The sequence below is a fragment of the Streptomyces sp. SolWspMP-5a-2 genome, from assembly GCF_900091845.1.
Classification (GTDB): Bacteria; Actinomycetota; Actinomycetes; order Streptomycetales; family Streptomycetaceae; genus Streptomyces; species Streptomyces doudnae.
Window position 1 is genome coordinate 30955 of the sequence record NZ_FMCI01000110.1, and the last position, 19920, is coordinate 50874.

General features: G+C 70.0%; 12 protein-coding genes. 5 read left to right on the forward strand and 7 right to left on the reverse strand.

What is annotated here, in order from left to right; all coding sequences use genetic code 11:
• The first annotated feature begins 136 nt into the window (after window positions 1-136).
• The 3 genes from GA0115242_RS10465 to GA0115242_RS10475 all read left to right on the forward strand — a co-directional run bounded on the left by GA0115242_RS10465 (window position 137) and on the right by GA0115242_RS10475 (window position 3563).
• On the forward strand, window positions 137-1552 hold the full coding sequence (locus GA0115242_RS10465) for a DUF445 domain-containing protein (protein ID WP_256089400.1): 1416 nt from the start codon (window positions 137-139) through the stop codon (window positions 1550-1552).
• A gap of 53 nt (window positions 1553-1605) precedes the next feature.
• Window positions 1606-3063 carry an MFS transporter gene (locus tag GA0115242_RS10470; protein ID WP_093826912.1) on the forward strand — a complete coding sequence of 486 codons (1458 nt, stop codon included), beginning with the start codon at window positions 1606-1608 and terminating at the stop codon, window positions 3061-3063.
• Window positions 3064-3203: 140 nt separating this feature from the next.
• Window positions 3204-3563, forward strand: coding sequence for a VOC family protein (locus GA0115242_RS10475; protein WP_093826915.1), 360 nt, complete (start codon window positions 3204-3206; stop codon window positions 3561-3563).
• Between the two features lie 242 nt (window positions 3564-3805).
• Here GA0115242_RS10475 and GA0115242_RS10480 read toward each other — a convergent pair whose 3' ends face one another.
• Complete coding sequence (locus GA0115242_RS10480) at window positions 3806-4108, reverse strand: hypothetical protein (RefSeq protein ID WP_093826917.1); 303 nt, start codon at window positions 4106-4108, stop codon at window positions 3806-3808.
• A gap of 126 nt (window positions 4109-4234) precedes the next feature.
• Window positions 4235-4840 carry a DUF5753 domain-containing protein gene (locus GA0115242_RS10485; RefSeq protein ID WP_093826919.1) on the reverse strand — a complete coding sequence of 202 codons (606 nt, stop codon included), beginning with the start codon at window positions 4838-4840 and terminating at the stop codon, window positions 4235-4237.
• A 669-nt stretch (window positions 4841-5509) separates the two neighbouring features.
• Here GA0115242_RS10485 and GA0115242_RS10490 point away from each other — a divergent pair.
• Window positions 5510-6751 carry a Twin-arginine translocation pathway signal gene (locus GA0115242_RS10490; RefSeq protein ID WP_093826921.1) on the forward strand — a complete coding sequence of 414 codons (1242 nt, stop codon included), beginning with the start codon at window positions 5510-5512 and terminating at the stop codon, window positions 6749-6751.
• 2 nt (window positions 6752-6753) lie between these two features.
• Window positions 6754-7086 carry a 4a-hydroxytetrahydrobiopterin dehydratase gene (locus GA0115242_RS10495; protein WP_093826923.1) on the forward strand — a complete coding sequence of 111 codons (333 nt, stop codon included), beginning with the start codon at window positions 6754-6756 and terminating at the stop codon, window positions 7084-7086.
• A 384-nt stretch (window positions 7087-7470) separates the two neighbouring features.
• On the opposite strand, the gene GA0115242_RS10505 is transcribed toward GA0115242_RS10495, so the two are convergent.
• The 5 genes from GA0115242_RS10505 to GA0115242_RS10525 all read right to left on the reverse strand — a co-directional run bounded on the left by GA0115242_RS10505 (window position 7471) and on the right by GA0115242_RS10525 (window position 19573).
• Entirely contained in the window at window positions 7471-7668 is a 198-nt protein-coding gene (locus tag GA0115242_RS10505) for a DUF397 domain-containing protein (RefSeq protein WP_093826925.1), read from the reverse strand.
• 157 nt (window positions 7669-7825) lie between these two features.
• A complete protein-coding gene (drmB, locus tag GA0115242_RS10510; RefSeq protein WP_093826927.1) occupies window positions 7826-9691 on the reverse strand; it encodes a DUF1998 domain-containing protein in 1866 nt (621 codons plus the stop codon).
• Window positions 9688-12927, reverse strand: coding sequence for a helicase-related protein (locus GA0115242_RS10515; protein ID WP_093826929.1), 3240 nt, complete (start codon window positions 12925-12927; stop codon window positions 9688-9690). The genes drmB and GA0115242_RS10515 overlap by 4 nt, the downstream gene beginning before the upstream one ends.
• Window positions 12924-14828 carry a UvrD-helicase domain-containing protein gene (locus GA0115242_RS10520; RefSeq protein WP_093826931.1) on the reverse strand — a complete coding sequence of 635 codons (1905 nt, stop codon included), beginning with the start codon at window positions 14826-14828 and terminating at the stop codon, window positions 12924-12926. The genes GA0115242_RS10515 and GA0115242_RS10520 overlap by 4 nt, the downstream gene beginning before the upstream one ends.
• A complete protein-coding gene (locus GA0115242_RS10525; RefSeq protein WP_093826933.1) occupies window positions 14825-19573 on the reverse strand; it encodes a DEAD/DEAH box helicase in 4749 nt (1582 codons plus the stop codon). The genes GA0115242_RS10520 and GA0115242_RS10525 overlap by 4 nt, the downstream gene beginning before the upstream one ends.
• Window positions 19574-19920 lie beyond the last annotated feature (347 nt).

The window sequence follows — 19920 nt, forward strand, 5'->3', positions numbered from 1 at the left end:
TCCCATGATGCGTCATGAGATGAGGGGTAGTGGAACAGGACCCCCCATTGGGTCACCGGAGTTCACGGATGAGCTCCCCCTCCAGCATGACGCGGGGAACTCCTGTTCCGTTCCAGTAGTCGGTCAGGAAGGGACAATGTGTGCACGAGATCACGAACGGGTGGAGCGGATGGAACGCACGGAACCAGATCAAACCGGTGCAGGTGAGCAGGGCGGCACGGACGGCGGGCGCCCCGGCGGCCCCGCGCCCGGCGGCCGGGACGGCGCCGCCCCGGCCCCCGTCCGCACGATGACGACGTTCAGCGCGGCCGACGAGGAGAAGCAGCGCGGGGTGCGCCGCATGAAGCTCACGGCGACCGGCCTGCTGCTGTTCGTCGCGCTCGTCTACGTCGTCGCGAAGTGGGCGCAGAACTCCGGCGCGGGCGCCTGGGCGGGGTACGTCGCCGCCGCGGCCGAGGCCGGCATGGTCGGCGCCCTGGCCGACTGGTTCGCCGTCACGGCCCTCTTCCGGCACCCGCTCGGCCTGCCCATCCCGCACACCGCGATCATCCCGACCAAGAAGGACCAGCTCGGCGTCTCCCTGGGCGAGTTCGTCGGCGAGAACTTCCTCTCCGAGGACGTCGTGCGCGGGCGGCTGCGGGCCGTCGGCATCGGCGGCAGGCTCGGCACCTGGCTCGCCGACCCCGAGCACGCGGACCGCGTCACCGCCGAGCTGTCGGCGGCGCTCCGGGGCGCCCTGACGGTGCTGCGCGACTCCGACGTCCAGGCCGTGGTCGGCGAGGCGATCACCCGCAGGGCCGACGCCCAGGAGATCGCGCCCGGCATCGGCAAGATGCTGGACCGGGTCGTCGCCGACGGCGGCCACCGCAGGGTCGTCGACCTGGTCGTCGCCCGCGCGCACGACTGGCTCGTCCTCCACGACGAGCAGGTCATGGACGCCGTCCAGGGCGGCGCCCCCGGCTGGACCCCGCGCTTCGTGGACAAGCGGGTCGGCGAGCGCGTCTACAAGGAGCTGCTGCGCTTCGTCACCGAGATGCGCGACATGCCCACCCACCCCGCGCGCGGCGCCCTCGACCGCTTCCTGGCCGACTTCGCCACCGACCTCCAGTCCGACACCGAGACCCGCGCCCGGGTCGAGCGGCTCAAGACCGAGGTGCTGGGCCGCGGCGAGGTCCAGGACCTCATCGCGTCCGCCTGGACGGCCGTACGGTCCATGATCGTCTCGGCGGCCGAGGACGAGCGCAGCGAACTGCGGCTGCGGGTGCGGGCCTCGCTGCTCTCCCTGGGCGCCCGGATGGCCCACGACGCCAGGCTCCAGGCCAAGGTGGACGGCTGGGTGGAGGGCGCCGCGGTCTACGTCGTCACCACCTACCGGGGCGAGATCACGTCCCTCATCACGGACACCGTGGCGGGCTGGGACGCCGAGCACACCACCCGGAAGATCGAGGCGCACATCGGCCGCGACCTGCAGTTCATCCGGATCAATGGCACGGTGGTGGGATCACTGGCGGGACTGCTGATCTATACGGTGTCACGGGCGCTGGGGGCGTAGTCCCTCCGCTCGGGGGCATCCGGCAGGGGTTCCGCTCAATGAGGAGGGAGCCCATGACCGAGACGCGGGCCGAGCGCGGCCACACCCTCACCACCGACATCCCGGCACGCCTGGACCGTCTGCCCTGGTCGCGCTGGCACTGGACGATCGTCATCGGCCTCGGCACGGTGTGGATCCTCGACGGCCTGGAGGTCACGGTCGTCGGGAACATCGCCGGCCGGCTCTCCGAGCCGGGCAGCGGGCTGTCCATCAGCTCCGGCCAGATCACCGGCATCGCCGCCGCCCTGTACGTGGCGGGTGCCTGCACGGGCGCCCTCTTCTGGGGGCGCCTGACGGACCGGTGGGGCCGCAAGAAGCTGTTCATGATCACGCTGGCGGTCTACCTCGTGGCGACGGCGCTCACCGCGGTGTCGTTCTCCAGCTGGTGGTTCTTCCTCTTCCGCTTCCTCACCGGCTTCGGCATCGGCGGCGAGTACGCGGCCATCAACTCCGCCATCGACGAGCTGATCCCGGCGAAGTACCGCGGCCGGGTCGACCTCGCCATCAACGGCAGCTTCTGGGCGGGGGCGGTGATCGGCTCGCTGCTGGCGATCCTCGCCCTCAACGAGTCGGTCTTCCCCAAGGACCTCGGCTGGCGGCTGACGTTCGCGCTCGGCGCGGTCCTCGCCTCGGTGATCCTCCTGGTCCGCAGGCACGTCCCGGAGAGCCCGCGCTGGCTGCTGATCCACGGGCGGGAGGCGGAGGCCGAGGAGATCGTCACGTCCATCGAACGCAAGGTGGAGGCGGAGACCGGCACGGCCCTGCCGCGCCCCGAGTCGCAGATCACCATCCACCAGCGCGGCAGCGTCGGCTTCGGCGAGATCGCCCGCACGGTCTTCTCCACCTACCGCAAACGGGCGGTGCTCGGCTTCTCCCTCTTCATCGGCCAGGCGTTCCTCTACAACGCGATCACCTTCGGCTTCGGCGCGATCCTGACCACGTTCTACGACGTCCCGACCGGCAACACCGGCTACTACTTCGCCGTCATCGCCGTCGGCAACTTCTTCGGCCCCCTCCTGCTGGGCAAGCTGTTCGACTCGGTGGGCCGCCGGATCATGATCTCCTCGACGTACCTGCTCTCGGGCGTGCTGCTGTTCGGGACGGCCTGGCTCTTCGACCGAGGCTCCCTGGACGCGACGACCCTGACGGCCTGCTGGTGCGTGGTCCTGTTCTTCGCCTCCGCGGGGGCGTCCAGCGCCTACCTCACGGTCTCGGAGATCTTCCCGATGGAGACGCGGGCGATGTCCATCGCGTTCTTCTACGCCCTCGGCACGGCCGTCGGCGGCATCAGCGGCCCGCTGGTCTTCGCCGACCTCACGGAGTCGGGCGTGGTCGGCGACACGGTCCTGGCCTTCCAGATCGGCGCGGGCCTGATGTGCGCGGCGGGCCTGGTGGCGGCCTTCCTCGCGGTGAAGGCGGAACGCCGCGCCCTGGAGGACGTGGCGAGGCCGCTGTCGGAGGTGGGGTCCTAGGAGCCGTCAGCGGGCGGCTCTGAGGCGGTGCGGGAGGCGCACGCGTGGGCGGGCGGACGGGTCGACGGCTGGATGTGCGGAAGGACCGATGCGGTGAAGGGGCCGGCTCAGGTGCCGATGACGAGGAGAAGACCGGGGCGATGACCGTACGCAGAGTGGTGCCGGACATCAGGGTGGGGTCCGAGGAGGAGATGCGGGCGAGCAAGGACTTCTACGCCACGCTGGGCCTGGAGGAGGCGATGGACCTGGGCTGGGTGTCGACGCTGGCGTCACCGTCGAACCCCACGGCGCAGATCACCTTCTCCCTGCGGGACCGCACGGCACCCGTGGACCCGGACCTGAGCGTGGAGGTGGCGGACGTGGACGAGGTCTACGCCCGCTGCCGCGCCCGGGGAGCGGAGATCGTGCACGACCTCCGTGACGAGGAGTGGGGAGTACGCCGCTTCTTCGTCCGGGACCCGACGGGGAGGGTGGTGAACGTGGTGTCGCACCGGGGGTGACGGGCACTCGGGGGAGTGAGGGCGAGGGGGAGTGGGACGGGCCCGAGTTCGTCACCCGCGGCGGTCGGCTCCGGTGACGGTGGCAGCGGGACGGGCTCCGGTGTCAGCCACGGCGGTCGGTGACGGTGGCAGCGGGACGGGCTCCGGTGTCAGCCGCGGCGGTCGGTGACGGTGACAGCGGGACGGGCTCCGGTCTCACCCGCGGCGGTCGGTGACAGTGACAGCGGGACGGGCCCGGGGTGTCACCCGTGCCGGTCGGCGACGGCCCAGGAGGCGAGAGCGACGGCGCCGGTGACCCCGAACACGGCGGGCCAGGCGCCGACCTTCTTCGCGAGGGGATGGGAGACCCCGAAGGCGACGAGGTACCCGGCGGTGAGCGCCCCGGCGGCCCTGACCCCGGCCCGCTGCCGCCACTGCCACGCGGCGGCGGCCCCACCGAGGGCGAGCACACCTCCACCGAGTTCCCGCCGCCCGCTCCACCGGGCGACGCCATAACCACCGATGAGCCCGACGGAGGCTACGAGGGCGGTGGGGATCTTGGGCATGGGGGTCTCCTGGATCACAAAAAACATCCGACTCCAGGCATTGTCCCTCTCGCCTGGCCGCATCCCCGGCAGTCGCCATGCTCGCTGAAGCCGGGCGGCCAGACCCGCAGCACAGCCGACGTGAGGTCAGACGTCCCTCCAGAAGGCCAACGCCTGCCTGATGAGTTCCTCGGCGGCGTCCCCGTAGCAGGCGGCGGCGCTCAGCGCGCCGAACGCCTTCTCATGCAGGTCCACTTCAGCAGGGTCAACGATGTCGACGCTGCCCGACACGAGTTCGTAGTGAGCGCGGCCATCACCGTGGAGGTTGAACCCTGGTGCGGGCACGCACGCCACCTCGGCGGCACGTGGCAGGACCCCGAGCGAGAGAGAGGGCAGACCGATGTCCCGCAGGAGCCGTTCCAACTGCTCTGTCATCACCTTCGGCCCACCGATGTCGGTGTAGAGGGCCTGCTCACCGAGGACCACGTCGTAGTGGTGCTCGCCGTCGTAGAGCACCTGCTGCCGCTCCATGCGCTTGGCCGCTCCAGCGGCTACGTCGTCCGGCACATCGAGGAACGCCACGACGCGCCGCAGGACGATGGTTGCGTACGCTTCCGTCTGGAGGGTGCCCCAGACCATGGCGGGGACGTATCCCTTGCCTCGGGGAGTCTCGCGGTACCAGCCGTTCACCTCCTCCTGTGCGACTGCTGTGCCGGTGGAGAGTCGCTGGCGCCAAGCGTGTGATGCGTGCATGGATCCTCCCGAAGCCGCTGATGTCCCGCGTCGATCAACTCCCGTACCGCCTGCGGTCGGCAGAGGTCACCGTCATAGCGCGGCAGTACAGCCCAGTAGGTTCCTGGTGGCCCTTGGCGGCCGAGAGAAGGAACCCCAAGACAGGTCTCGCCTTCCAGACAAGGTGCCAACTCGTCGCGATCCCAGACCAGTCCGGCGTGCCACTGGATGAGCGCGTAGTAGGTGGGTCCTGCGACACGGTGGTCGTGGATCACCGGACCCCGAAGGCGCAGGGAGAGCGCGACGGCTACGACGAACGGGTCGTCGGACCCCACGGCCGCGTACACCAGGGCGCCCGTGAGTCGGACCGCTGCGAACTGTCGTCCAAGAGGCAGAAGGGCCACGCCTTGGTTCGACCACTCGGCCCGAGCCTGTCCGGGAACGGGATGCGCTCGTGAGAGCCACTCGATGATCGCTTGCTCGGTGGCTCGGTCGATTCGGCTTCTGTCGTCTCCGTACCTTTCGTCGCTCAGATCGCTTGCCGCACGCGCGTCGCGCTGGGGATCTCCAGTGACCATGTGCCGATCATCCTGTTGCGCAGAGTGACGGAGCCAGGTCGCGGTGCGGCCATCCTCGGCCACGTGACGGCCATGACGGAAGAAGTGCCGCTGCACAGGCCAGACTGAACGCATGAGCCACAACGACGCGTTGCGAGCGGCGCGGTTGCATGCGGGCTGGCGGACCATCGAACAGGCGGCGCAGAAGCTCTCGGAGCACGGGCAACGGATGCTCGGTGACCGCCACTTCAACGTCTCCCCGCGCACATGGCGCCGTTGGGAAGGCGCTTCCCCCGGCTGGCCTCTGGAGGAGACTGCGGCGGTCATCCAGGACGCGTTGGGACGCTGGCCGGAGGATCTGGGCTTCTCGACGCCGCCTGGCTGGATTCGTCCCGAACGCCGCGAAGAGGAGCAAGTGAAGAGGCGAGAGTTCCTCTCCGTCACGGCTGCCGCCCTCGTCGCCGGACCCGTTGCCCCGCAGTACGTCGATCCTGCGCTGATTGACTACTTCCAGCAGCAACTTGAGGGCCACTACCGGGCGGACATGTTCCTCGGCCCGCACGACCTGATCGGCACGGTGTCCGCGCAGTACCAGTTGATCGACAAGCTGGTGCGCTCGGCCACGGGAGAAACCCGCCGGGGGCTTCTGCGGGTGGGAGCCGCTTATGCCGCGTTGGTCGGATGGCTGTATCAGGACGCGGGTGACCTGAACGGCTCGGCGTTCTGGCGGGGTGTCACTCAAGAGATGGCGATACGCTCCCGCGACCCTCACCTCATCGGGTACGCCCTCGTGAACCAGGCACAGGTGCGCACGGACATGGGTGACGGTGCCGCGGTCGTCGAGCTCTGTGAGGCGGCACTGGACTCCCGCAGGCTGCTGGCCAAGGTGCGGGTCATGGCGTTGCAGCAGCAGGCCCACGGTTCCAGTCTCATGGGGGACCGGGGGGCGGTGGACCGCTTGATCGACACCGCGGATGGGCTTCTCGATCAGGTGGATGACGACTTGCCTTGGGGCAACGCCTGCCGCCGTACCCCTGGCTATCTGGAGGTTCAGCGAGCCACTTGTTACGGCAGACTCGGGCTGGGCGTGGAGGCCGTGGCGTTGTGGGTCCAAGTGCTGCGCCATGTACCGGAGTCGGCGCGTAGGGATCGCGGGGTGTACCTCGTCCGCCATGCAACGGCGGCGGCGCATGCGGGTGATCCGGACCAGGCCGCCGAGATTGTCGGCGCGGCCGCGAGCATCGCCGTGGAGACCCGCTCCGCGCGCATGTGCAGGGAACTGGACGTATTTCAGCGCTCGATGCATCCCTGGCGGGACTCTCCGGTAGGTCGTGGAATTCGCGAGACTCTCACCCCTGTGATGAATGGAGGCTGACCATGACGGACGCCCCGGTACCGCTGACCGAATCAGAGATCGACGTCGCGCTGTCGACAACCCCCGGATGGCGGCGCGTGGAGAACGAAATCACGCGCACCTACGGCATCCGCTACCACGGGGGCGTGGCGATGATCGTGCACGTCGCCGACGTCGAGCGGCTGATCGGCCATCACGCGGACATCGATCTCCGCTGGGACCACATCCGCTTCGGCATCACCACGCACGACGCCGGTCACAGGCTGACGGCAGCGGACTTCGACCTGGCCCGGCGGATCGACGCCATCGCGACAGCGCACGGCGCCGAATCCGTCGAGGGATCACCCGAGGTGTAGAAGGCGACAGACGTCGGACCTTCACGCGCGGTGGTCGCGATGACGCTGAAGGCGGGCCCGGTCGATGACGCGCTCAGGGCGGACGCGACGCCTCTGACCGACCTCCAGTGGGGGGTGGTGATGCGCAGACCGCGAAATGTGCCGCTCGTGGCCGTGCCGGTCGGCGACGGTCCAGGAGACGAGGGCGACGGAGCCGGTGACCCCGAACACGGCGGGCCAGGCGCCGACCTTCCTCGGGAGCGGACGGGAGACCCCGAAGGCGACGAGACACCCGCGGTGAGCGCGTCGGGCGGCCACGGGGGACGTCACGGCCGACGCGAGGCCACCGCCTGCCGGGACTCGGGTCGGTCGACGCGCCGGGGGCGGCTCGAGCCGCCGGCAGCCCTACCCCGCCACGGACCCCACGAACGAACGCCAGGCGTCGATCCCGACAGTGATCACGGCCTCGTCGCCGCGCTTGGAGTCGCGTATGAGAGTGCGGTGTCCGGCCGGGGCGCACTCCACGCACTCGGTGGTGCCGCCGCCGCTGTACGAGGACTTGAACCAGGCGACGCCGGGCGCGGGCTGCGGGCTGGCAGACATTCACAACTCCTTGCGGGCGCTCTGGATCATGGCTGCTGAGGCTTCCATGTCCAATGCTTGGGCCTGCAGGTACTCGAACGCAAGGTTGCAGGGCCGAGGCCCTCCGCAGGGTCGGCGCGGCGGCTGACGCCCCGTCCGTGCAGCCCCGCCCCTCCCCTCAGAGGTCCAGCACGTCCGCGAAGAACCCCACCTCGGGATCCTCCGGCGTGCCCACGAGCAACGCCCGGTCCAACAGGATGTTGTTGTGCTCGCAACTCGTCTCCGGGAGCATCACACAGGCATGGCAGGCAGCGAGGTTGGTGCCGCCGGCTCCCGACACCTCCGTCTCCATGCAGAGGGGGTCGGACGAGCACCACTCGGCCCGGCGGATCGCCGCACGGACCGTCCGGTCGAGGATCTCCGGTTCGCCTTGGGCGACGAGGCCGCCGAGACTTCCCGCCGAGTCGCTCGTCGCCGTGTGGACGAGGAGGCCGGCCATGTCGTCGGAGGCGTACAGACGCTCGCGCAGAGCCGCCGACGGATACCCCGACTCCAGACTCCACTCGTTGATGAGCACATGGGCGAGGGTGTGCAGCAGCACCATGCGCGGCGTTGCCGGCGAAGGAACGACCAGGCCCGGGTCGTCGGCCCGTTCCTCCAGCACCCGCTGGTGAGCGCGGTGCACACGGTCTGCCCTGGCGGCCACCGCCGTCGCCTTCTCCCAGGCGGCCAGTCGTGTGTCGTCCAGCCTCAGGAAGACGCCCTCCCCTCTCACCTCCATGGCCGGCAGCCAGGGCAGAGGAGAGTCGGAGAGCGACATCTCCCTGGGGCCGTTCGTGGAATCGGGGTCGGCGAGTCGGGTGAACGCCTTCAGGGCGCGCACCTCACGCAGTTTCTTGACAAGCATCGGTCCGACGACACCCAGCGGTTCGAGGATCTTCTGGTCGCCGAGCGGTGTCTCACAGACGAACTGCTCGTCGTGCGCGTGCTCGCTCTCGTCGTTGCCCGCACGCAGGCGCTCGTACTCCTTGTCGCGCAGAGCGCGGTAGCGGTGATCGAAGGTCGGTTCCGTGCCGCTGTCGGCATCCTCCTCCTGCTCCGCGGCGAGCAGTGTCATCACCTCGTCCAGTGGGACCGGGCACCCTCCGGGGAACGCGCCGTACAGGTAGTCCGCGACGCGCTGACGTCCCGCGAGTTCTCGCAGTCGATCCCAGTGCTCGGCGAGAGGATCGGCACGACCGTCGCTCCACGGAGGAATGGAGAGCGCGGACCTGAGCACCGGCTGCCACACCGCCGAGGAACCGCGTTGCAGGGTCCGCAGGGCGAGTCCGCAGTTCGAAGCCTCTCCGGAGGACCCCAGCCAGGGTCGGGTCCCCCGGCAGGAGATGCCGAGGTCTTTGAGGGCCTGTCTCCGGAAGGAACCTTCCATCGACACCTCGTCGACCCGGCCGCAGGTGCAGGAGACCAGGATCGACCGCAGCGACGAAGTGCGTCCGGACGTACGCAGCTTCAGCCTGCCCCCACATCGCCCGACCGACGGGGCGTCGCGGTCGGTGGAGCGGTGCACCCACTGCCAGTAGGGGAACTCGCCGAGGTGTCCTGCCTTGCAGGCGACCACGAAGCGGGAGGGCACGAGGTCGACCTCGCACACACCGCAGACACTTCGACCGGACGGCGGGTTGAAGTCGCGGTGCGGCTGGAGATCCCCGCACTCCGGGCAGGAGTGCATCAGAGGGAAGCGCCGGACCCGTACACCGTCGCGGCTGGTGTCGTCGGAGGCGGGCGGCAGCCGGAAGTGAGAGACACCGAGCAGCCGCGCCAGGCGTCGTTCGTGGATCCGTGGCGACTCGTCGGTGCTCCAGCTCTCCTCTGCCGTGTCCAGCCCCGAGACGATGAAGGACTCCTGGTCGACCGCCATCAGCGATCCCACGCCGTAGGTGGTGATCGCCTGGGCGCGACGGACGGTGCCACGTCTGGGAAAGCTCCGGGCGGGAGCCGTTCCCGTGGAGCCGGGACGACGGCGACGGGCGGGGGGCGGGGTCATCGGGTTCCCTCCATGAACAGGGCGGACTCGGCGTCGACGTCGCGCAGGCTCCACAGGGTGGGCCATGCCTCCGCGTGCTCGAACTCGTCGTCGTACGCCTTCAGGAGCGACGGCGCGCGGGTGCCCCGTCGAGGTTCGTAGCGAAGTCCGCTGTCGTGCTCGGCCTCGCCGTACCACCAGTCGACGAACTCGTCGAAGCCGCGTGACACGGCGTCGGCCTCTTCCGGCATCACCGCCCGGACGCGGTCCAGCAACATGGGCTTGATCTCGTCGCGCAGAGTGCTCTCGTAGGACGCGATCTCCGCCGCACCGTCATCGGGTCGTGCGGCGGGGATCAGAAGGCGGGCGAGGGCGACGATCACCGCGTGCAGCCCGCGCTCCCGGGCGCGGGCGGAGAACGGGGTGACGGAGGTCGACTCGACCTCGCGGTAGAGGGCCGAATGGTAGTGCTGGAAGCTCTCGTAGTGCGAACGGTCGCGGGAACGGGCCGAGTTGAGCATGACCGCGACCAGCCCCGGGTGGGCGCGGCCGACCCGGCTGGTGGCCTGGATGTACTCGGCGGTCGTCTGGGGCTGGCCCATCACGGCCATGAGCCCCAGGCGGTCCACGTCCACGCCCACCGCGATCATGTTGGTGGCCAGAAGGACGTCCACGACGGCCTCGTCGGGGAGACGCCTCTCGATCCCCTTGAGACGCGCCGGGATCTCGCTGGCGTCGATACGGCTCGTCAGTTCCGAATGGTTGGCGACCGGGCGGACCTCCACGCCCTCCCGTGCGGCGAGCAGTTCGAGGTAGGCCATCACGTCGTCGTGGACCTGGAGTTCGGCCGCCGAGAGCAACCGGAGGCTGTTGAAGTACCCGACGAGACTCCAGTAGGCGTCGCGCACCTCCACCTCGGTGTCCGCCTGTGCGGCGCGGTGGAGGAGGGTCGCGTAGGTGCGGATCAGCAGGGTGGACTGGCTGGTGCCGGGGGCCAACAGACCGACGTAGCGGCGGCTGGCCTTCTCCTCGCGAGGTGTCTCCACGGCGAACCATGAGTCGCGGGCGTCCAGTCCCGCGGGTGGGAACTGCCGGACCCCGCGGGCGAAGAGGTGCTTTCCCTGCGCCGCGGCACGGCGGATGGTCGCGGTGGAGGCGATCACCTTGGGCCGGTCGGCGAGAGCGTCCACCGCTGTCTCGTAGAGGCCCGTCAATGTGCCCAACGGGCCCGAGATGAGATGGAGTTCGTCCTGGACGATCAACTCGGGAGGCGGCGTCGCGTCGTTCTCTCGGTCACGGTTGAAGAGGGCGGCGGTCGCAGGCCGCCACGGCATCGAGGCGAACTTGTCGACCGTGGCGACGACCAGGGTCGGACGGGCGTCGTACACCGCCTCGTCGATCAGGTGGACGGGCAGACCGTCGGCGAAGTCACAGCCGGTGCCGGGGCAGCGGACGCGCATCCGCTTGGCGTCCTCGTCGACCTCGTAGGCCCGCGCGTCCAGGCGGGTCCCGCACCACGGGCACGCGTGCAGTTGCACCGGGTTCTCCCTGGCCAGGCGCTTGTCGAGGCTCCTGCGCAGTTCACCGAGCCTCTCCGCGGCGACGGACAGCCTGTTCGGGGTGGCGGAACGGCCCACCCACATTCCCACGGAGAACTCCTCCTGCCCCAGCTCGGGCGTCCCGCGACGCATCATTTCCATGGCGCAGAGCAGGATCGCCGCACGCTCGAACTGCTGGAGCGTGAGCAGCCGCAGGGTGTAACGCATCAGGACGGTGACACCGCCGCCCTCGGCGCCCTTCCTGATCCGGCGCAGGAAGGAAGCGAGCGCGATCAGACCGAGATACGCCTCCGTCTTGCCGCCACCGGTGGGGAACCACAGCAGATCGACCACCCCACGGTCGCGGTGCTCGGGGTCGTGGAGGCCTGCCAGACAGAGGAGCACGAACGCGATCTGGAAGGGACGCCAGCGGCCTTCCGCCGCGTCGGGTCCGCCCACCCGCCCGCCCTTGATCCATGCGCTCCGGGCGCGCTGGTCCGCCATGGCGCGGTTGGCGAGCCGGAACGCCCGCATCAGGTCCGGCTCGGTGCGCAGCAGCGCGATGCCCTCACGGATCCTGTCGAGTGCCTCCGCGCAGGCGCGCACCTGTTCCTGCGCCGCCTCCCCGTGGTTGCCGTCGGTCAGAGCCGCCGCTTCCGTCGCCTTGCGTTCGATCCAGTGGCCGTAGCCCGTGGCGAGGTCCTCCAGCGCCGCCCACACCTCGGAGTCGGAACTCTGCGCCAGACCCAGCATGGACAGGGCCGAGTCGTCGATCTCGGGATTGGAGTCGGTGAGCAGCACCTCGACGCTGGGGACGAACGTGCTGCGCACCTCCGGTACGGCCGCTTCCACGGAGTCGGTCATGCCGATCGGCGGGGCCTGCCAGTCCCACTCCGCGGAGCAACCGTGCCCGACGGCGAACGTCGGGACGTGACGGTGGAGCAGCCGACCGGTGGCGATCTCGGGATCGTGGGCCGTCGCGGGGGCGGAGCGCTCGACGAATGCGGTGGAGCCGTTCGAGGCGCGAACGGTCAGACCGCACTGGAACAGGGAGCACTCGTCCTGGAGCGTGCCCTCTCCCACCTTCTTCCTGTTCACCAGGGTGACCGTGATCGCTACCCGGCCGTGCCGGTCGGGACGGCGCACGTTCACGCGCAGCAACGCCCGGTCGTCGAGAATCTCGCGGAGGTCCCGGGCCGGTGTCGTGACGTCGATCTGCACGTCCCGGAGGGCGAGTTCCTCCCGCCGCCACTGTTCGCGCTGGTCGGCGGTGGTGCGGGCCTCGACACGAAGAGCACGCAGCGGGTTGCCCCCCGCGTCGGTGGGCACGTAGACGGCGGCCCGGGTCGAGACGATGACCGAGGGGCTGACCCTCGGGTCGACGGCGAAGGTCAGGCCCATCGAGGAGGGGCGCCTGTCACCCGCCGTGTTCGACTCCGGCGCCGGGTCCTGTTCCTCCTCGACACCGCCGGAGCCCACCGGAGCGATGTCCAGACCGTCCTGCTCGGCGGACTCCTCGGCTCTCCGCTCCTTGGACACGTGCGGGTACAGCACGCCGGTCAGGTAGCGGTCGAGCGGGGCGTCCTGGGTGAGCACCTCGTGCCGGTCGTCCGGTCCGGCGTCCTCCGCCGGGCCGAGAAGCTCACGACGGAGTCCGGCCAGGAGTTCCTCGTCCCGGACCCGGTAGTGCTCCGAGTGCCTGCTCGCCGTGTTCGTCATGTGCGCTGTCCCTCGTCGTCCCGGGTCCTTCGGTACCGTCCGATGCCGGTGATCCGCGGCGTGATCCACACACCTCGGTCGCCCAGTCCGGCGTTGGCCCCGGAGGCGGTGCTGCCCGCCACGGTCTCCAGGGTGTCGATCCGCAGTTCGTGGATCTCGTCGGGCCACCAGGGGTCCCAGGTGCGATTCACCTTCTGCACCTGGAACAGATCCTCGCGGAACCGTCTAGACGCCTCGCCGATGTCGCGGCCCTCGTGGGACAGGACGTACGGCGGGCTCTGTTCCAGCCCCATCGGAACGTCGTGGCGCCTGCGCAGGACCACGGGGTGACCGGGACGGACCCTCTCCGCCAGGTAGGTCTGGGTCGCCACCGCGTCCCCCTCGTGAGCGGGCGGGTCGTCCCGGGACACGTCGCCGGCCGAGGCGACGATCCCGAATCTGTCGTACGAGCGCCACGACCCGAGGAAACGGCGTCCCCCGTGCCCGTGTCCCGTCCTTCTGAAATGCGGCAGTTCGGGCGGGGGAGCGTGGTAGAGGTCGTGCCGGACCCGGGTCATGGCGACGTACAGGGCGCGCGCCTCCGCCGGGAGGTCCAACATCTCCCTGTGCCGCCGGTGCAGTTCCGCCAGGGTCGGCGGAGCCAGGACGATCACCCGGTCGAACTCCAGCCCCTTGGCCCGGTGCACGGTCGAGACGACGACCCGGGCGGTCTCGGGATCGGCAGCCTCGTCGGGGAACCTGCCGTCCGCGACCGCGTCGCGCAGCCGATCCAGATCGAGTGTCGCGCGGCCGGCACCCCGCGCGGTCCGGCGCAGCACCGGCCACAGGGCGTCCACGTCCGGTGCGTGGGGGAGCGGGATCTCCGCAATGAGCGCGCGGAACCGCTCCTCCGTGAGGCTGCGAGCCTCGGTGCGTCGCAGCAGCTCGGCGACCCAGTGGGGCACCGGACGCTCCTCCAGCGGACGCCGCAAGCGGTGGTCCACCCCGTGGTCGTGCAGGAGGTCCGAGACCACGAGGGCCTCCTGGTTGTCCCGCGTGAGGACGGCGCAGGTGTCGGTGAGGCCCCGCAGGCTCCCCGCCGTCAGTTCGTCGTCGAGGGGCCCCGTGGCGTTCGCCGGGTCCAGCAGGATGTCGCGCAACTCCTCGTAGAGCGTTCCTGCCTCGTCGGGGTCGTCGACCTGCCGGAGGCGCGGGCCGTGCGCCAGAGCGATCCGTGCCTCGGGAGTGGCCGCCCGGAAGTTGTGGGTGAGCGACAGCTCCACCAGGTCGTCCGGGTAGGAACCGCGCAGCCAGTCGAAGAACCGCCCCGTCTCGTCGCGGCGTTCGCCCGGATCCTCGATCTGGAAACCGTAGACGGACTGGGCGGGGTCGCCGACGACGGTGAATCCGCAGCTGTCCTGGTAACGGTCGAGGAGGGTCTCGACCAGTTCGCGACGCCCCGCCAGCAGGTCCTGCACCTCGTCGATCACCACATGGGCGGGCGGTACGGCGTCCCCCGTCTCCAGTGCCCCCTTCTCGACCGCCCGGGTCGCCGCGGCGATCCGGGCGTCGAACCCGACCGATCCCCATTCGCCGTCGGGATGTGCCCGGAGAAGCACCTCGTGGGCCCACGCGTCGAAGGTGCGTGCGCGGACCCGTTGGGCTCGCTCCCCGTGGCGGGCGATGCGTTCACGCAGTTCCCGGGCGGCGGCGCGGGAGAAGGTGAGCACCAGGATCTCGGCGGCCGTCAGCGACTCCTCGGGGTCGTCCCGACCGCACAGGGCGTCGAGCCGCCGTACCAACGTGTGTGTCTTCCCCGCCCCGGCACCGGCTGTCACCAGCACACGGGCGCTCCAGGGCTGGTCGACCACGGCCAGTTGCTCATCGGTGAGGGGAGGACTGTCGAGATAGGCGTCGGTCACTTTCGGCTCCAGAGGTGCTCGAACTGGTTGAAGGCGAGCCGGGTGTCGAAGTTCGCGATGTTGTCGCTGACATCGAGGATCAGACAGGTGGGCTTGCCCCCGTTCCTCGGACCACGCAGGCCACGACCGATCATCTGCTGGTAGACGTTGGTGCTGTAGACAGGGCGGGCCACCACCACGACACGGGTGGCCGGGGCGTCGAACCCCTGGGTCAGGACGCCGTAGTTGGTGAGAACCCGGATGCGGTTCGCGCGGAAGTCCTCCACACGTCGGCGCCGGTCCTGCGCACTGGTGGTCGAGTCCACGGCGGCGGAGGGGACCCCGCGGTCGTTCAGCATCGCGGCCAGGTAGTTGGCGTGGTCGACGGAGGTGGCGAAGAGCAGGGTCGGCCAGTCCTCCGGCAACCCGGCCACCTCGTCGACGATGCGACGGCTGCGCGCGTGGTCCTCGGCGAGACGTTGCTCCGCGGAGCGGGACAGCGTGGCCATGCGCTCGGCCTGCGCCTTCTCGTCGTGGGTCAACTCGATGGTGCCACCCACCAGGGTCCGATGCTCCACCTGGGCGAGCATCCCCCATTCCTGGAGGTCGCCGTACGGGTCCCCGGAAGGGAAGACCCCTTCGTCCAGGCGGCGTCCCCCGAACCTGTTGACGAGACGACGGGTCTCCTCCTCGTTGGTGTTGCGGAACGGGGTGGCGGTCAGGCCGAGCAGATGCCGTTCGGTCCCGTACTGGGTGAGCCCCAACCTGCCCAGGACGTGCGTGTAGCGCGGGGACACGGCGGTGTGGGCCTCGTCCACCACGACCAACGCGGCGTTCCTCAGCCACGCGTACGCGTCGTCCCCCAGGCACCGATCGAGCTTGGCGTCCGTGGCGACCACCAGATGCGGATGACCGACGACGTCGCCCACCTCGTTGCCGCCCCACAACCTGCTCAGGGTGAGGGGACGCTCCGCACCCACCTTGCCCCAGACGAACTTCCAGCTCTGCACCGCTTGTTCGCAGAGTTCCTCGGTCTGCGCGATCCAGAGCAGCGGACCCCGCAGATCGCCCACGCGTTTCACCCAGCGGATCACGGCCTCCGCGGTGACCCGGGTCTTTCCCGCGCCGGTGGGCAGCGACAGCATGGCCCGCTGCGGCGCCAGCCGGTCCAGCAACGTGGTGATGTTGCGGACCAGATCCTCCTGGTAGTCGTGGAGCCGGGGGAAGTCCTGCGGACCGTCGATGGTCTCGAAGGCGGGCGGCGACGGTGTCCGCGACCCTGCGAACGTCACCGGCAGGCGAAGGCTCGACACGAAGGCGACGGCGGCGGACGAACCCGTGTAGCCGACAGGCGCGTGGGGGAGGACGGCCTGGATGTCGCGGGCGTGATGGTGGAGCAGTCTGTCCCCTCGGGCGTTGAAGGCCATCTGGGCGATGCGCCGCCCTGACGGCGTCGCTCCGTCGAGAGCCTCCAGCTCGGCCTCCATCAGTCCTTCCGGCAGACCTGATCGCAGGGCGTCGGCACCGATCAACAACTCGATCTTGGTGACGACGTCCTCGGCGTCGCGCACGGCCTTCAGCGCCGCCTCGGTCCTGCTGTCCCGCGCCATGCGCTCCTGGTGCTCGAGCACCGCCCTGCAGCCGGCCGCACCCAGCCCCAGTTCCAGCTCGCGATCGATCAGACGGAGCATCGGCTCGGCCTCCAAGGGGCCCCGGACCTTGACCGTGAGGCCGTGGCGCACCGCGTCCAGCGGGCGGCTCCTCGCGGCGTTCCGGGTCCGGGTCACCTCCTCCAACTCGGCGCACCGCTGCACCGTGGCGTTGCGGTTGCCACTGTTCAACCTCTGGCGCAGGGCGGGGTACAGCTCCAGGAGCGGGACGGGATCGCCGTCCAGGACCTCGCGGGTCTCCCGGGTGATCGCCTCGGAGTAGCGCTTCATGCCCCACTCGTCGACCATCAGATCCGCGTCCGTCGTACTCGCCACCAACAGGGCGGGGAGCTGCTCCGCCCGCAGCGCCCGGTACTCCACCGCGCCCACGGCGACGGTGATCTCCTCGTCGGGACGGGTGCTCCAGGTGTCGCCGACGCGGCAGCGGGTCAACGAGTTCTCGGGGAAGGCCGCCTCGAACCGGGTCAGCATCACGTAGGTGTTGCCGACGAAGGCGTCGTCCTCGCTGCGGCCCACTTCGGCCAGAAGACTCTCCCAGAGCTTGGGGGGGACCTCCTCGACCGTCGTGGGCAGACGCAGTTTCCGGGCTTTCTCCGCCGAGATGTCCGCCACCGGCAGTATCCCGCTGTAGGCCGCGAGCTGGGGACCGACCGCCTCGCCCAGTGACCTGATCCCCTGGGAGGTCGCGACGGCACCGTACTTCCGGAGCATCCACCGGATCGGGGACATCACGGCGCGGCGGGTGCTCGCCTGGGCGCCGATCTGACGGGTCCAGTTGTCCACCACCGCCTCGTCCGGCAGCGCCTTGAGGAAGGCCGCGCGGGACTCCTCGGACAGCGATCGGAAGAGGTGCAGCGGGCCTCCTACGGGGGATCCCTCCAGCTTGAGCCGGTTGAGGCCGGTGCGTGGCGCGTCCGGATGGCTGCGCAGATAGGACGCGTGCACCGCCTCCCGGTACTCCTCGAACCATGCCTCCCCCTCCGGACGGGCGGAGGACGACGGTCGTTCCCGCAGCCCCATGTCCCGAAAGAAGGCGAGGTCGTCGGAGTGGAAGCGGGTGTCGACGGCGACACCGGGGTCCCGACCGGCGTCCACCACCGCACCCGGGAGCATGCAGTCGCGGGCGGGGCGGAACCTTCCGTCGGCCGTCCGTACCCGCAGGCTCTCCCGGGCGTCCGGTACGCGTTGGAGCAGGGTGTGGGTCAGGCGACGCCCACCGGCCTGCCGGAACAGGTCCCAGAACCGCTCCCATTCGGCTTCCCCGTAACCGCCGAAGCCTCGGTCGAGAATGCTGATGAACCGCCCCTCCACGTCCGCCTCGCGGATGCCGAGGAGATCGAGCGCTGCCGCCAGGCGGGCGTCCCGGGCGAGGTCGGAGACCACGTGGACCAGTGATTCCCGCAGGCCGTCCTCGTCCGTGCGACGGAACACCTGGCCGGGGACCGCCGGGACCAGGCCGTGTTCCTCGGTGAGGACGATCCGCGCCCTGCGTGCCTCCTCGGCGTGCGGGGACCGGGCCTCGACCATGTCGGCGAGAATGTGGATCGCGGCCGCCGAAGCCTCGGAGGTGCCGCACTCGACCAGCGCCTCCAACCACTCACGGACGTCCGCACGTCGGTGACCGGCCGCGCCGAGAATGTGCTCGACCTTGCCCGAACGCAGCGGGTCGGCCTCCGCGTTCGGGTGCAGCCAGTCCGAGGGGCGGCCGGGGGACTCGCTCCACATCCGCAGCCACGTCGCGTTCCTGTCCTTGTCGAGACGCGGCGGGACACGCAGCTCGGTCGGGACCCGGAGCCGCCCCTCCTGGTCGGGCAACGAGGGTCGGGTCGCGGCGCGGTCCCAGATCTCCCCGGTCAGCAGCGCGTCGGCCCAGCTGATGGCCTCCTTCACGCGACCGGGCAGCAACGGCAGGTGAGCTGCCGGGTCCTCGGCGGGAGCGAGCTGCGGGAGGGAAGCGACCACCAGCTCCGCGGAGACCTTCACCATCTCCTCGTTGAAGGCCGAGGAGTCGAGAAGGTTCTGGCGGTCCTCGTTCGTCTTCCAGGCTCCGTTGAGGATGCCGCTCAAGGACATCTCGTACTTGGTGGGGAAGAAGGACCAGAAACGGCCGCGCCCTCGTGCCTGCGGACTCACCTGCAGTCCGGTCCTGGGGTCCCGCTCGAACGCGGGCACCGCCCAGGCCAGGTCGAGGACGAGGCGGTCGTGCAGCTCGCCGGCGTCGGATCGGGCCGCCGGGCCGGGTTCGTGCGTGGTGGTGAAGACCCGCCAGCTCGTCCCGGTCGGTGGGCGGCCCGTCCGCTCCTCGACCACGGTGTGCAGGTCCCCCGACCGGCTCGCGGTCAGCACGCGCCGGCCCGCGGGAAGGTGACGACGATCCTCGAGGACGACCTTCGCCACGTGCGGGGCCAGGAGTTGGAAGCCGACGGGGAACTCCTCCCGTGTCGACCCGGCGGAGGTCCGCCCCCCGAGCATGTCCGATGCCAGCCTGCCCGCCGCGCCGTCGAGCAGGGGCAGACGGACGACCGTGGTGGCCCACCCCAACAGTTCGTCGAGGACGGGATCCTGAGCGCGCTCGGTCGCCGGATCGAGGGGACGGGCCATCCGGAGAACCGGGGCGTCGAACCGCTCGCCCATGCGTTCCCGGACGCCCGGAACCGCGAGGATCTTCTCCAATGCCCATTCGCGATCGAATCCGAAGTCACCTGTGCGGCTGAAGAACTGAGGAGCGTCCGTCACCACCAGAACGGATTTGAAGCCCACGCCGAAGCGGCCGATCTGGCCACCTCGCTTGCGCGACATGCTCATCCGGAGAATGGTTTCCGCCCCCTCCGGTGTCATCGGAGTCCCCTCGTTCGCGCAGTACAGATACGCATCCGTGAGAACGACCTGTACGGTGCCTCCGGGCTCGGCGGAGATCTCGTCGGCAGCGTTCTGGACGAGTTCGAAGAGTTGGCGATCGCCGTATCCGCCCTGTGTGATTCGACGTTCACCGTTCGCGTGCTCGGGGATGAGGCCGGGGTCGACCTCGTACGTCTGCAGAACGCGGGAGGACTGTTCCACGACAGTACCGACGACCGTTTGCGGGGAGGCGGACATTTTTTTCACGGCTCCTGCCATGGAGTGTCTGGTGCCGGGGAGACGAAGAAGTCCTGGCCCAGCGCTCGAGAACCTGTTTCGACCGGGGCCGTGCGATCCGGTGGACCACCCGCACGGCCTGCCGTCAACTGGCTCCGGAGCCCGGGAGATCGAGGGGGCCGCGAGGGAGGTCGTCGAACTCCCCGGGGGTGACCCCGTGAACGTCGAGGATCTCCTTGATTTCCGATTCCGATCGGGCCAGCCCCACCGCAAGGAGCAGTGAGTTGATTTCCCGTTGCGAGAAGGGGGCAGGGACGTGCGGATTTCCGGATTCCTCGGGAGGGTCGTCCATGGGGACTTCTCGTCCT

Bases quoted from the DNA above. Each gene is read 5' to 3' on its own strand.
- GA0115242_RS10470 (WP_093826912.1), top strand. From the start codon at position 1,606: ATGACCGAGACGCGGGCCGAGCGCGGCCACACCCTCACCACCGACATC.
- GA0115242_RS10490 (WP_093826921.1), top strand. From the start codon at position 5,510: ATGAGCCACAACGACGCGTTGCGAGCGGCGCGGTTGCATGCGGGCTGG.
- GA0115242_RS10465 (WP_256089400.1), top strand. From the start codon at position 137: ATGTGTGCACGAGATCACGAACGGGTGGAGCGGATGGAACGCACGGAA.
- GA0115242_RS10480 (WP_093826917.1), bottom strand. From the start codon at position 4,108: ATGCCCAAGATCCCCACCGCCCTCGTAGCCTCCGTCGGGCTCATCGGT.
- GA0115242_RS10525 (WP_093826933.1), bottom strand. From the start codon at position 19,573: ATGTCCGCCTCCCCGCAAACGGTCGTCGGTACTGTCGTGGAACAGTCC.
- GA0115242_RS10515 (WP_093826929.1), bottom strand. From the start codon at position 12,927: ATGACGAACACGGCGAGCAGGCACTCGGAGCACTACCGGGTCCGGGAC.
- drmB (WP_093826927.1), bottom strand. From the start codon at position 9,691: ATGACCCCGCCCCCCGCCCGTCGCCGTCGTCCCGGCTCCACGGGAACG.
- GA0115242_RS10475 (WP_093826915.1), top strand. From the start codon at position 3,204: ATGACCGTACGCAGAGTGGTGCCGGACATCAGGGTGGGGTCCGAGGAG.
- GA0115242_RS10495 (WP_093826923.1), top strand. From the start codon at position 6,754: ATGACGGACGCCCCGGTACCGCTGACCGAATCAGAGATCGACGTCGCG.
- GA0115242_RS10505 (WP_093826925.1), bottom strand. From the start codon at position 7,668: ATGTCTGCCAGCCCGCAGCCCGCGCCCGGCGTCGCCTGGTTCAAGTCC.
- GA0115242_RS10485 (WP_093826919.1), bottom strand. From the start codon at position 4,840: ATGCACGCATCACACGCTTGGCGCCAGCGACTCTCCACCGGCACAGCA.